Origin of the sequence: Sulfurospirillum sp., from assembly GCF_036802865.1 — a bacterium.
Classification (GTDB): domain Bacteria; phylum Campylobacterota; class Campylobacteria; order Campylobacterales; family Sulfurospirillaceae; genus Sulfurospirillum.
In genome coordinates this window covers 1-13560 of record NZ_DAIRVK010000003.1, presented here as the reverse complement: position 1 = coordinate 13560, position 13560 = coordinate 1, and the positions used below count along the sequence as shown (strand labels likewise).

General features: G+C 40.7%; 11 protein-coding genes. 9 read left to right on the top strand and 2 right to left on the bottom strand.

Features of this window, described 5'->3' with window-relative positions:
* The first annotated feature begins 52 nt into the window (after positions 1 to 52).
* The 3 genes from V7Q04_RS07865 to V7Q04_RS07855 are packed head-to-tail and all read left to right on the top strand — an operon-like array spanning position 53 to position 2970.
* The gene (locus tag V7Q04_RS07865) at positions 53 to 1342 is read left to right on the top strand and encodes an NCS2 family permease (protein ID WP_333804450.1); all 1290 of its coding nucleotides are present in this window, start codon (positions 53 to 55) and stop codon (positions 1340 to 1342) included.
* A 1-nt stretch (position 1343) separates the two neighbouring features.
* Positions 1344 to 1793, top strand: coding sequence for a phosphoribosyltransferase (locus V7Q04_RS07860; protein ID WP_333804449.1), 450 nt, complete (start codon positions 1344 to 1346; stop codon positions 1791 to 1793).
* Positions 1794 to 1803: 10 nt separating this feature from the next.
* Positions 1804 to 2970 carry an MFS transporter gene (locus tag V7Q04_RS07855; RefSeq protein WP_333804448.1) on the top strand — a complete coding sequence of 389 codons (1167 nt, stop codon included), beginning with the start codon at positions 1804 to 1806 and terminating at the stop codon, positions 2968 to 2970.
* Positions 2971 to 2989: 19 nt separating this feature from the next.
* On the opposite strand, the gene V7Q04_RS07850 is transcribed toward V7Q04_RS07855, so the two are convergent.
* Together V7Q04_RS07850 and V7Q04_RS07845 are read right to left on the bottom strand one after the other, a co-directional pair.
* A complete protein-coding gene (locus tag V7Q04_RS07850) occupies positions 2990 to 4018 on the bottom strand; it encodes an HD domain-containing phosphohydrolase (protein WP_333804447.1) in 1029 nt (342 codons plus the stop codon).
* A 5-nt stretch (positions 4019 to 4023) separates the two neighbouring features.
* Positions 4024 to 7113, bottom strand: coding sequence for a response regulator (locus V7Q04_RS07845; RefSeq protein WP_333804446.1), 3090 nt, complete (start codon positions 7111 to 7113; stop codon positions 4024 to 4026).
* A 260-nt stretch (positions 7114 to 7373) separates the two neighbouring features.
* Between V7Q04_RS07845 and V7Q04_RS07840 the strand changes: the two genes are divergently transcribed.
* The 6 genes from V7Q04_RS07840 to citG are packed head-to-tail and all read left to right on the top strand — an operon-like array spanning position 7374 to position 13468.
* Positions 7374 to 8429, top strand: coding sequence for an AbrB family transcriptional regulator (locus V7Q04_RS07840; RefSeq protein ID WP_333804445.1), 1056 nt, complete (start codon positions 7374 to 7376; stop codon positions 8427 to 8429).
* Complete coding sequence (gene citC / locus V7Q04_RS07835; RefSeq protein ID WP_333804444.1) at positions 8426 to 9445, top strand: [citrate (pro-3S)-lyase] ligase; 1020 nt, start codon at positions 8426 to 8428, stop codon at positions 9443 to 9445. Before V7Q04_RS07840 ends, citC begins: the two co-directional genes overlap by 4 nt.
* Positions 9442 to 9741, top strand: coding sequence for a citrate lyase acyl carrier protein (gene citD / locus V7Q04_RS07830; protein ID WP_333804443.1), 300 nt, complete (start codon positions 9442 to 9444; stop codon positions 9739 to 9741). The genes citC and citD overlap by 4 nt, the downstream gene beginning before the upstream one ends.
* Entirely contained in the window at positions 9738 to 10625 is an 888-nt protein-coding gene (locus tag V7Q04_RS07825) for an aldolase/citrate lyase family protein (RefSeq protein ID WP_333804442.1), read from the top strand. The genes citD and V7Q04_RS07825 overlap by 4 nt, the downstream gene beginning before the upstream one ends.
* Complete coding sequence (gene citF, locus V7Q04_RS07820) at positions 10622 to 12121, top strand: citrate lyase subunit alpha (protein ID WP_333804441.1); 1500 nt, start codon at positions 10622 to 10624, stop codon at positions 12119 to 12121. Before V7Q04_RS07825 ends, citF begins: the two co-directional genes overlap by 4 nt.
* The gene (citG, locus tag V7Q04_RS07815; protein WP_333804440.1) at positions 12122 to 13468 is read left to right on the top strand and encodes a triphosphoribosyl-dephospho-CoA synthase CitG; all 1347 of its coding nucleotides are present in this window, start codon (positions 12122 to 12124) and stop codon (positions 13466 to 13468) included.
* Positions 13469 to 13560 lie beyond the last annotated feature (92 nt).

Below are 13560 nucleotides of genomic sequence, written 5' to 3'. Positions count from 1 at the left end.
GGCAGAAGGCCCACGCACCCTTGGTGCTTTAATTTTTTACAAAGGATAAATCTTGGATTTTTTCAAACTTGAAAAAAATGGGACGACGGTTAAAACCGAGTTTACGGCTGGTTTTACAACTTTCTTGACCATGATGTACATCGTTCCTGTGAATGCCATTATTATGAGCAAAACAGGTATGCCTATGGAGGCGCTTATCACAGCAACCGCTTTGATTACGATTTTTTCGTCCATTCTTAATGGCCTTTGGGCAAACACGCCGATTGCCATGAGTGTGGGTATGGGACTAAATGCCTACTTTACGTTTGGTTTGGTACTTGGTATGAAAGTGCCTTGGCAAACGGCTCTTGGCGTTGTTTTTCTCTCCGGTATTTTGTTTCTTGTGCTCTCGTTAACACCACTTCGTGTGTGGATTATGAAGAGTGTGCCACACGATCTTAGACGTGCCATTAGTGCGGGTATTGGCTCTTTCATCGCATTTATTGGTCTCAAAAGTATGGGTATGGTTATTGCCAATCCTGCCGTGTTAGTGGGTGTGGGTAACTTTAAAAATCCAACGGTTTTACTGGGTGTTTTAGGACTTGTTTTAGTGTTTGCTTTTTACTCTTGGAAACTTAAAGGTGCGTTTATTTTAGCCGTTGTAACAACAGCGGTTGTTGCATGGGTTGCAGGCATTGCTCCGTATCCAACGGAGTTTTTCTCGATGCCCGCTTCGGTAAGCCCCATCGCCTTTGAATTGGATATTAAAAGTGCACTGACGTTCTCTCTTTTTCCTGTCATTATTACCTTTTTGATTACCGATTTGTTCGACTCATTAGGTACACTTGCAGGGGTGGGTTTCCGAGCAGGATTGTTTAAAGACGATGGAAAAGAACTTCAAAAAACATTGGAGATTGATGCGCTTGCAAGTACTGTTTGTGCAGTTGTGGGTGTTTCGACAACGACGGCATTTATCGAAAGTGCAGCCGGTGTAGAAGAGGGTGGAAGAACAGGCTTAACCGCAGTTGTGACAGGTCTTTGTTTCATTCTTACTCTGTTTATGATGCCTTTGTTTAAAGCGATCCCCGAAAACGCGATCTATCCTGTTTTGGTGATGGTGGGTGTTTTGATGTTTGGCGAACTTTCGCATATCAATTTTAAAGATACAGCCATTGCGGTTTCAACCTTTTTGATCGTTATTATGATGCCTTTGACTTTTTCTATTACGAATGGTTTGGCGTTTGGTTTGATCTCTTATGTGTTGATCAAACTCATTAAAAAAGAGTTCAAAGATATTAATTTTGGTATTTTGTTTCTGACGTTTGTCAGTTTAATCGTATTTATCGTACAGGAAGGACATTAATTTGCGTTATTACAGTTATGAAGAATTTAAAGTTGACGTCAATCATTTGGCAAAAGAAATCAAACCTTATGCCCCAGATGTTATTTTAGCAGTTGCCCGCGGTGGTATGACTTTAGGTCATTTTTTAGCAGAAGCATTAGAAATGCGTGCTCTTTATTCGATCAATTCGATTCACTATGAAGAGACACATAAACTTGATACCATCAACATTTTTAATATCCCAGATTTGAGCAAAGCAAAACGTGTGGTCATCGTCGATGACATCATCGATAGTGGTGAGACAATGATTGAGATTCAACGAGTGCTGACTGCCAAATATCCTGAGATTGATTTTAAAATAGCGGCAATTTTCTATAAAGAAAAAGCATTGCTTCGCCCAGATTTTGCACCTCGAGAAGCCACTGAGTGGATCGAGTTTTTCTGGGATTTTCAGATTGATTCCAACAAATAGACAAGGGGGCATGAGCTCCCTTTCTCATTTTTTATCGACCCACCAACTTCTTATTATTTATACCTGCACTATCTTGACACTTTGTACCCTCTACGCGGTACAACCCATCCAACCGCTTTTTGAAAAAGAGTTTAGCCTTAGCCGCTTTGAAGCGGTCATCTTTACAACGGTCATTATGCTTCCTTTAGGATTTGCCCCGATCTTTTATGGCTATATTTTAGAGACATTTTCGTCTAAACTCTTTTTGAGAAATGCTGTGTTAATGCTAGGTATTTTAGAGCTTTGTTTTGCATGGAGCGATACGTATCCTGTTCTTTTAGCGATAAGGGCGTTGCAGGGTATTTTAATTCCTGCCGTTTTGACCTCTTTGATGAGCTATATCAGTTTTATCACACCGAAAGATAAGGTACAACAGGCCATTGGTTATTATATTGGGGCGACCATCTTAGGCGGTTTTATTGGTCGGTTGTTTTCAGGAATACTCAGTGATTTTTTTGGATGGAGACTCTTTTTTGTGCTTTTGGGTATTGCCCTCATTGTAATGTTTGGCGCTTTAAGTTTTTTAAGCGAAGAGGTTAAGGTAGATTTTGTAAAGCCTAAACTCTCCCAAGTGTTGGATGTACTTAAAAATAAAACTTTTTTTAACATCTATGCCATGATGTTTTTTATCTTTTTTGTCTTTCAAGCACTGCTTAATTTTTTACCATTTCAACTTAAAAATCTTAGTTCTTCCATGGGGTATGGAAAAGTTGGCATGATGTATGCGGGTTATATTATTGGGTTTATTATTTCGATTCGTATTTTGTGGATGATTCGCCTTTTTGGAAGTGAAACAAAGACCATTGTGTTTGGCATCTTAACCTATTTTGTGGGTTTGCAGATTTTTCATATTAACGATTATACGGTGATGTTTGGTGGAATGTTTGTCTTTTGCGCAGGCTTTTTTATTATCCATTCGGTAGCCTCTGGACTTATCAGTAAACTTGCCCATGAAAAACGTGCTATTTCTAATGGGCTTTACCTCTCTTTTTACTATGCAGGTGGAACGATTGGAACGTTTGCTCCTGGTGTTTTTTACCACTATTTAGGCTGGCATGTCTTTTTAGGGTTACTCTCATTTTCCGTAATCGCAACTCTTTTCTTTGCTCTTAAATTACAACAATCCCTGCATTCTTAAATCATCTATCTTTAAAAAGTTAGTTGAGTGTATCTTCCTCATCGTGAAACTTTGCCATGACCTCTTTGATCTCATCCATACACGCAAAAAAGGCATCAACCAGCTCGGGGTCAAAATGCTTTCCTTTTTGGGAAACAAGGTACTCCACTGCGCGCTCCAAACTCCACGGTTCTTTGTAAGGACGTTTGGATGTCAGTGCGTCAAAAACATCTGCAACAGCAACAATGCGACCTGCTAAAGGAATATCAAAACCTTTAATACCATAAGGATAACCTGTTCCATCAAAGCGTTCATGGTGTGTCAGTGCCACAACCCGTGCGGTTTGAAGGAGGGCGGATTGGTGGTTGCCAATGATTTCTGCACCTTGAAGTGGATGTTGCTTAACAATTTCCCACTCTTCAGGACTCAGGGCTTCATCTTTTTTAAGAATATGATCGGGTGTGCCAATTTTGCCAATGTCGTGCATCGGTGCGGAGAGAAAAATAAGCTCGGCTCTGACATTGTCCAAACCTATTTTGTGTGCGATGATTTTGGTATACGCACTCATACGCAAGATGTGTGTTCCCGTTTCATTGTCTTTATACTCAGCAGCACGCCCCAATTGGCGGATGACTTCCATTCGAGTAAGGACTATCTCTTCAGTGCGTTCTTCAAGTTTTTGCTCTAAATTACGTTGGTACTGTAACAGGGTCATCTGTGTGTTAATACGCGCCAAGACAATGGAAGCATGGACAGGTTTGGTAATATAATCAATTGCTCCTAGTCCCAACCCTTCTGCTTCATCTTCACAATCATTCAAGGCTGTGACAAAAATAATAGGAATATTGCGTGTGAGGGGGTCATTTTTGAGCTTTTTGCACACATCGTAACCACTCATTTCAGGCATCAGGATATCCAGCAAGATGAGATCTGGAATATCACCTGAAGCGATAAGATTGAGTGCTTTGGTGCCACTGTTCGCCACTTTCACTTTGTAAAAAGGTTTAAGAATTTCACTTAGAATAATCAAGTTTTCAGCGGTATCATCAACGATAAGAATAGTTTCCATAGGATTTAGTCTGCCTTTTCGGGTGTAGTTTCATGGAGTAATGGCTCAATCAGAGCTATAGCATTTTCAAATTCAAAAGCTTTAATTTGCTCAAAAGCTTCAAGAAGTTTTTCATTGACTGATTGCGTCAGGATCATAGCGTCATCCAGCGCAGTTGCATCGGAGCTTTTGAGCTTTTCAACTAACTTTTTCAGTGTCTCTTTTTCAATTGACGTGATTGTGCTAAAGGGTTCCACTTGTGTGGCAAGTGCTTGAATAATGGCACTTAAAGAACGGATTTTCATGTCGATTGAGTTCAGCAAAGGTTCATCATTTTTTATAGGATGAACAAAGCGCTCGGCTTCTCCTGCTAAAGAGCTGAGGTCTTCCATCCCCAATGTTCCAGCGATACCTTTGAGCGTGTGACACAACCTTTTAGCACCATCAAGATCATTGTCAAAAACATAGTTACGATATGTTTGAACGAAATGCACTTGGTCTTTCGCAAAACTTTTAAGAAGTTGACGGTACAGTTTGGCATTGCCTCCGAGGCGTGTAATGGCTTGAATACTGTTAATACCCTCCAACGCGAATGTTTCAGAAGTGCTCTGCGGAGGTTGGGGGGCTGTTTTATGACAAAAGCGTGCGATCTCTTGAAAAAGTTTTTGTGCATCAACAGGTTTTGGAACGTATCCATTCATGCCAGCTGCGTAACAACGATCTTCATCGCCTTTCATAACATTGGCTGTCATCGCGACAATAGGAAGTGTGAGGTTAAGTTCATGTCTGATTTTATGCGTGGCTTCAAAACCATCCAAAACTGGCATTTGGCAATCCATTAAAATAAGATCAGGTAGTGGATTTTCAATGAGCCATTCAATCGCTTCTTGACCATTGCTCACGATATAAACGATAATTCCGACTTCATTGAGAAGTTCTTGTGCCACTTCTTGATTGCTTTCATTGTCTTCAACAAGCAAGACCTTTATGCCATCAAGAGACTGGAGAATCTGCGTTTCATGGGCTTGATGCAATGGCTCAATGAGTCGTTTATGCCCATACATACCAATAAGTGTGTCAAAGAGTGTCGAAGCAGTGATAGGTTTTACGAGGATAGCATAAGGCTGATCAACCCCTAATTGTGCTACAAGCTCTCCTTTATCGTACGCTGTCACCATCATAATGGAAGCAATTTGATGATCATAACGCTGTTCAATCAGTTGAAAGAGTGTGACGCCATCCATTCCTTCCATTTTCCAGTCAATAATAGCTACGTCAGCGCGAAGACCGTTATTTAAGAGTTCTAAAGCTTCTTTGGCACTTTTACATGTAATGCAGCCAATACCAAAATGGAATAAAATTTCAGAGAAAATTTCGAGAGCAGTTTCATTGTCATCTACGATTAAGACATTCAGTGCTTGGGTCATCACCGGTTGTAAGGGTGCTATAAAGGATGCGTCAATGTGCAGAGGAATTTCAAACCAAAACGTACTCCCTTCTCCAAAAATACTCTCACACTGAATTTCTCCCCCCATCATCAGTACAAGCCCTTGTGCGATGGTAAGGCCAAGCCCTGTGCCTCCATAATTGCGCGTGGTGGACATGTCTGCTTGTGAAAAAGCGTTGAAGAGATACTCTTTTTGTTCAGGCGTAATGCCTATGCCCGTATCTTTAATCTCAAAGCGTATTTTTTGAATACCATGATTTTCTTCAAAAGCGCGAAGACGAATAATAACCTCGCCTTTAGCTGTAAATTTTACGGCATTTGACAGAAGGTTAAGTAAGACTTGCTTGAGACGTAATGGATCACCACGATAGCGATGTGCGGTGATATTGCCCATATCGATAAGAAGTTCTAAGCCTTTTTGTTGCGCTTTCATACTGACAATATCTGTTGCAGACACGATAAGTTCTTCCAGCTGAAAAGGGATAGTTTCGAGTTGAATTTTATTGGCTTCGATTTTAGAAAAATCTAAAATATCGTTGATGATGTCCAAAAGATGGTGTCCTGCCTCCGCAACTTTCGTGAGGTAATGACGCTCTTTGTCTGGTAATTCTTTGCGTAAAATAAGTTCAGTGATACCAATGATGGTATTCATGGGCGTGCGAATCTCATGGCTCATGTTTGCTAAAAATTGACTTTTAGCTTGATGCGCATAGGCTGTTTTTTCCATAGCAATTTTAAGTTCTTCTGCAGCGCGTTGTAAACGTTTGTTTGTAAACCCAACTTTGGTTTCTGCCAGTTTTCGTTTGCGAATTTCTCGCTTTAGGATGGCAAGCCATATCCCAAAACCAATCGAAATGAATAAACCAATGATAAAAATTTTGATACTCAAAGAATAATCTACTTTTTCTTTGATCTCAATCTTGATATATCGTTTGTAAAGTTTGTCTTTTTCTTCTTCACTAATGGCATCAATCCCTTGATTGAGTCGTTTTAAGAGTGAAGCATCTTGCACGGCAATCACAAGTTCAAATGTATCTTTTAAAATACCTACAACTTGTACATTTGAGAGTCCGCTATTTTGTAGTGCATACGCTACTATGGGTGCCATTTCCAAAAAAAGATCTGCTTTTTTATGTTCAACTGCAAGCAAACCTTCTTGCGTTGTTTGGACAATATGCATTTGAATATTAGGGTAGTTGCGTTCTAAATAGTGTTGTACTGACGACCCGGCACGTACCGCGACAAGAAGATTTTGTGTTTGAACTTCCAAAAGGTCTGTGATAAGGTTGTTTGATTTTAGACCTGCCAATACGAGATTAAAGGTGAAAAAAGGTTTCGTAATGTTTACCGTAGAAGGGACATCTGCCGAAATGATGCCTGGTAAAATATCAATATCCTTATTTTCGTATGCATTGATAACTTCATTCCAACTCTCATAATAGGTATAGTCAAATCGTATCCCTGTTTTGGGCTCTAGTAGAAGTAAATAATTTGAGATTATGCCACCAATATTTTGTTTGTTAAGTGAAACCAAAGGTTTCCAATCACTTTGGCTGTAAACCAGTGTTTGCTTACGTGGTGTTGTCTCTTTAGTAGGGGTGGCTGAGCTTATGGTTGGTAAAAAGAGTAGAGAAAAAAGCGTTATAAAAAAGACCCATCTTCGCATCATCGGTTAAACCTTAGCGTTGTATTAAGAATTTAGTATAACGATATCTTCTTTAATATCATTTAAATATACCTTGATTCTTTGACGTATTCTGTTATAAAAATTAGAGGGATTCGTATAACAATATCATGCAAATTTAGGGGAAAAAGTATGCTCTCAAATCATCCATATAAGCCATTTTTAGAACGTTTTATCTTATCTCTTCTTAATGAAAAAGAAGATACCATTTTTACTACTTATGAAACCCTATGAATGGAATTTCAATGCAATGGCTTAAAAGCTTTTTACCTGTCGTAACATCGCTTGGTGTCGGAGTTCTAGGAGCCATACTTTTTTCTTTGATCAAAGCACCTTTACCTTGGCTTTTGGGTTCTATTGTAGCTATTGCTATTGCCAGTCGTTTTCCTAAAATTTCGCTTCGTTCTCCTAAAATGTTCTCTGCACCAGCGCGTGCTGTGCTTGGCATCACGATTGGGAGTGCTTTTAATCCTACTATCTTGCACTATTTAACAGATTTTATCTCGAGTATTGTATTGATCCTTCCATTTGTCATTATTATTACGTTGTGCGGGATGCTTTACTACTGGAAGTGGCTTGGATTTGATAAAATGACAGCCTATTTTAGCTCCATGCCGGGAGGACTTTTAGAAATGGTCATGCTCGCAGAAGCGATGGGAGCCAACGTCTATAAAGTCACTCTTGCACAATCCTCTCGGCTTTTATTTATTGTTTTTTCACTTCCTTTTGTCATTCAAGCTATCTCGCATGTGCCCCTTGATGGGCGAGCGAGCGTTACACAGCCTTTTTTGAGCAGTGACCCCCACGATATGATAATCCTCGCTGTGTGCGCTGTTGTGGGCTGGTGGGGAGCTTTGAAGCTTAAAATTCCAGGCGGAACGATGATCGGTCCTATGATCTTGGGGGCTATCGTGTATGGCTCTGGGCTTGTGCACTCTAGACCACCCAATGAAATTCTCAAACTCATTCAGCTTATTCTTGGTGCCACTGTTGGTTTTGTATTTGTAGGCGTTAGCTTTAAAGAAATTCTCAAAGTTTTAGGGCAAACATTGGGGTATTTTGTTATTTTGATGATTGTTTCGCTCTCTTTTGTTTTACTTGTATCGTGGATGACTGAGTTTCCTCTTCTTTCCATTTTACTTGCTTTTTCTCCGGGTGGGCAATCGGAGATGAATTTAATCGCGATTATTGTGGGCGCAAATTTGCCCTATGTTGCACTCCATCATATTGTAAGGATGTTGTTGGTTATGAGCGTTGCACCTGTTTTTGTGAGAGTGCTGCGTAAAAAAGACCCTAAATGAGTTTTATCTTTTCTGAGATTCCTCACACCAGCACCGTGCGAAGGCAAAAGGTGAAGGATTTCTTGGATAGTGTTGATTTGGAAATGTCCGAAGATGTTGAGATATTTGTGATCGCTAAAGAAGATGATCGCATTGTCGCCTGTGGAGGGCTCTGTGGTAAAGTGCTTAAAAACATTGCGCTGGATGAGTCAATCAGAGGTGAGGGCTTAGCGCTAAGTCTTATGAGTGAGCTTCTTAATGTGGCATTTAGAGAAGGCAGGCATGATCTGTTTTTATTTACAAAACCAGAGTATCAAGAAGTGTTTGAGTCGTGTGGTTTTAAGTACATTGAACAAGCGAATGATCACGTCATTTTAATGGAGAACAGCTATAATATCGATCTGTATAAAAAAAGATTACGTAAGTATAAACATACAGGCGATGTGGTCGGTAGTATTGTAATGAATGCGAACCCTTTTACCTTAGGGCATCGCTATTTGGTGGAGCAAGCGTGCGAGAGCTCTGAGTGGGTACATCTGTTTGTGGTGAAGGAAGATGCTTCCTTTTTTACATTTAAAGATCGTTATCGCTTGATTTGCGAAGGCTTGGAAGATTTACAAAACCTCACGATACATGAGGGTTCGGACTATATTATTTCTAAAGCGACGTTTCCGACTTATTTTATTAAGGACAAACGTCAGATTGATTCGCTCTATACTGAGTTGGATTTGAACATCTTTAGAAATCATCTAGCCCCACAACTGGGCATTACGCACCGTTATGTGGGAAATGAGCCTTTATGTACCGTGACAAATGAGTATAATCAACAGATGAAAAAACTACTCGTTCGACCTAGTGAGTTTCCTCCCATTGATGTGGTGGAGTTAGGACGCATCGAGTACGGTGGTGAGCCAATTTCGGCTTCGAGAGTCAGAAAATTGATGCATGAACATCGTTTGGAAGAGATACTCCCTTTAGTACCTCCAACAACGTATGCGTTGATTGCAAAAATGATGTCTAAAGAGGAAGTAAAATGAGCCAAAAACTAGAAACTGCACATGCTGGAACACTGGAATCAAGTGATGCATTTGTTCGTGTGATTCCTATTGATGAAAAAGGAATCGTGATAGAGTTAGAGAGTAGTGTTGAAGAGATTTACGGAGATGCAATTCGATCACTTATTTTAGAGGCGGCAACTGCTATGAAAGTGGATGGCGTTAAACTCATTGTTCAAGACAAAGGTGCGCTGGATTATGTCATTAAAGCGCGTGTTCAAACGGCTATTCTAAGAGCTTTGGGTGAACCTGAGCCTGATTGGAGTGTGTTATTATGAAGCAAAAATTACGAAGAAGTATGCTGTTTGTCCCTGGTTCTAACACAGGCATGGTGTGTAACGCTTTCATTTACAAACCAGACACCGTTATGTTTGACCTTGAAGATTCTGTGGCGCTGAGCGAAAAAGACTCCGCACGTATGATGGTGTTTCATGCTTTGCAACATTTTACGTACAAAGACATTGAAACCGCTGTTCGTGTCAATCCTCTTAATTCTCCTTTTGGTCTATTGGATTTAGAAGCGGCTATAAGGGCGGGTGTCGATATTATTCGTCTTCCAAAAACAGACACGGTAGATGATGTTTTAGAGATGGAACAAGAGATCTCTGCCATTGAAAATCGTATAGGCAAAGGGAAAAAGACGATGCTTTTGGCTGCTATTGAAAGCGCACTTGGCGTGGTCAATGCGGTGGATATTGCCAGATGTTCAAAGCGTTTAATGGGCATTGCGTTGGGTGCTGAAGATTTTGTACGTGACCTTCGTACCCAACGCACAAAAGAGGGTCATGAGCTGATGGCAGCGCGCAATCAAATCCTTTTGGCGGCACGTGCGGCTAAAATCGGCGCATTTGACTCCGTCTTTTCCGATGTGAAAGACAAAGAAGGGTTTATGCACGAAGTTGATTTAATTAAAGGGCTTGGCTTTGATGGCAAGTCACTCATCAACCCCAATCAAATCCCATGGCTTCACAGTGCTTTTGCGCCAAGTCAGAAGAATATTAATTGGGCAATAGAGGTAATTGAAGCGGCCAAAGATGCGAAAGCAAGAGGTCTTGGGGTTATTTCATTGGATGGAAAAATGGTTGATGCCCCCGTCATTCTGCGAGCAGAGTGGATTATAGATTTAGCCAAAGCCTCAGGTGTTTTAGGAGAAGATCAATGAAAGATTTGGAGAAAAAATTTAACACAAAAGAACTCACTTCTGTGAATGCACCTTTTTTTGCATGTAAAGAAAAAATCAAAGGAGAAGATCGTAGAGCTAAGCTTTGTGAAAGTATCGAAGAAGCTATCAAACGATCAGGTCTAAAAGATGGCATGACTATCTCGTTTCACCATTCGTTTCGTGGGGGTGATCTTTTGATCAATAACGTGATGAATATCATCGCGAAAATGGGCTTTAAAAACCTAACATTGGCATCGAGCTCACTCGCTTCTGTACACGACCCTATTATCGATCATATCAAAAGTGGTGTCGTAACAGAGATATACACTTCAGGACTTAGAAGTAAACTGGGCGAGGCGATTTCCAAAGGGCTTATGGAAAAACCCGTGCAAATTCACTCACACGGTGGTCGTGTTCATCTGCTTCAAACAGGCGAACTCAAAATCGATGTGGCATTTCTAGGTGTGCCCGTGTGTGATGCATTTGGTAATGCCAATGGCTACTCAGGTCGCTCAAAATGCGGCTCTTTAGGTTACGCAATGATAGATGCACAGTATGCAGACTACGTGGTTGTTTTGACCGAATCGTTAGAAGAGTATCCTAATGTCCCAGCAAGCCTTCACCAAGACCAAGTGGACGCGGTTGTTTTAGTGGACGAAGTGGGCGATCCTTCTAAAATTGGCGCAGGTGAAACCCGTATGACAACCAATCCTAAAGAGCTTTTACTTGCCAGTCATACTGCAAAGCTCATTGAACATTCAGGTTTTTTCAAAGAGGGTTTTAGTATTCAAACGGGAACGGGTGGTGCCTCTTTGGCAACGACTGTCTTTTTAAGTGAAAAAATGGAAGAGAAGGGTATCCATGCAAGCTTTGGACTCGGTGGTATTACGGGGACAATGGTCTATATGCTCAAACGCGGTCTGATTAAAACGCTTTTAGATGTTCAAAGTTTTGATGAATTTGCTGCAAAATCTCTGGGTGAAAATAAAAATCACATCGAGATCAGTGCGAACGAATATGCTAATCCAAGCTCAAAAGGTGCCGCGACAAGGCAGCTTGACATCGTTGTCCTCAGTGCACTTGAGGTGGATGTTGATTTCAACGTTAACGTCATCACAGGTTCAAAAGGCTTATTGCGTGGTGCTTCGGGTGGTCACAGTGACACAGCAGCAGATGCAAAACTTTCCATTATCGTAGCGCCACTCACTCGTGGACGTATTCCTACTATAACAAAAAGAGTCAATACCATCGTAACACCAGGCTCATCCGTTGATGTTGTTGTCACCGATCAAGGCATCGCGGTCAATCCTAAAAACGTAGAGCTCAAAGAGCGCCTTAAAAAAGCAGGACTTCAAATTGTTGAAATGCAAGAGCTGTATGACAGAGCAATTGCACTATGCGGAGTACCAGCCGAAATCAAATATACAGACAAAGTCGTTGCGGTTATTCGTTACCGTGATGGTTCTGTCATTGATGTGGTAAGACAACTCGCCTAAATGATTGGCATTTCTATCACGCTTGAAGCAATTTTGAGGGCTAAAGAGGAGCGAGTTTTTAAGCAAAAAGAGCTTTTAAACCGCTTCCCTGAAGCTTCTCTCATTTCCCTTTCATTGAATATCCCTGGTCCTATCAAACTCTCCCATGAAGCGGTTGTGGTACATGAGTGTGCACATAAAACAGTTTTGACGATGCTGGAAAATGAGGGCATTGAACTTCTCTTTCATGAATCGAAAGTCGCTCTCACAGGAGCTGAGTCTCTTTTTACCTGTACAGCAAAAGCCAAGGTGCTTAAAGTCATTGCCTGCAAAATTGAAAACAACCATCCACTCGGGCGTTTGATGGACATCGATGTATTGGATACGACGGGCAAGATTCTTTCACGGAGTGAACTGGGGCTTCCTAAACGTCAATGTTTTATGTGTAATGATGAAGCGCATACCTGTGCAAGAGCGCAAAAACACACCTATGCAGCGTTAACTTCGCACATTAAATCACTGGTTAAACAACATGCTTTTGCTGAGAGTATGGCTCTTTGGTGCAAACGTGCCATGAAAACCGAAGTCGAACTCACCCCAAAACCGGGTTTAGTAGATTGTGCCAACAGTGGCGCACATGACGATATGGACATTCATACGTTTTATGTGAGCATTGATGCTATTCAGCCTTTTACGATTCGCTTTATTCAAACGGCACATATGTATGCCCATGAAGAGGCAAAAAAGAGCTTTAAAAGACTTCGCGAAATTGGCATAGCTTGTGAAAAAGCAATGTTTAAAGCCACAAGGGGCGTTAATACGCATAAAGGGATGATCTTTTGTTTAGCGGTATTATGTGGCGCTATAGGTCGATTGAACGCAAACAATGAAGCCTTTACCTGTAAAGCATTGCAAGTGCAAATGCAAGCGCTTTGCCACAATCTTGTCGAAGATGATCTTTTGCATGCAAAGCCTAACAGTGCAGGGGCACGCTTTTTTCACGAGACTGGAAGTGCGGGTATACGAGCTGTGGCACAGAGTGGCTTTGCGATCATTTTTGAAAAAAGTTTGCCATTTTTTGAAGCTCTCAAGCAAAATGAGGGCGAAGATATAGCCCTTAAAAAAACATTACTGTTACTCATATCACTTATAGATGATAGCACACTGTGGTCGAGAGGTGGCGTGGAAGGACTAAACTACGCTAAAATAAAAGCACATGATCTGTTACATATAAAAAGTGAAATAGAAAAAATAAATGACCTTTTAAATGATTTTGATACAGATATGACGTCTAAAAAGCTCTCACCTGGAGGTAGTGCTGATCTTTTAGCAATGACGTGGTTACTGGCTCGTATAGTTAATTATTAGGCAAAATTGTTTTAAAAAATACTCAAAAGTATAAAAAGAGACCGTTAAATATTTCGTGTCAAAATAATTCTGATAAGAGAAATCCTATCGCA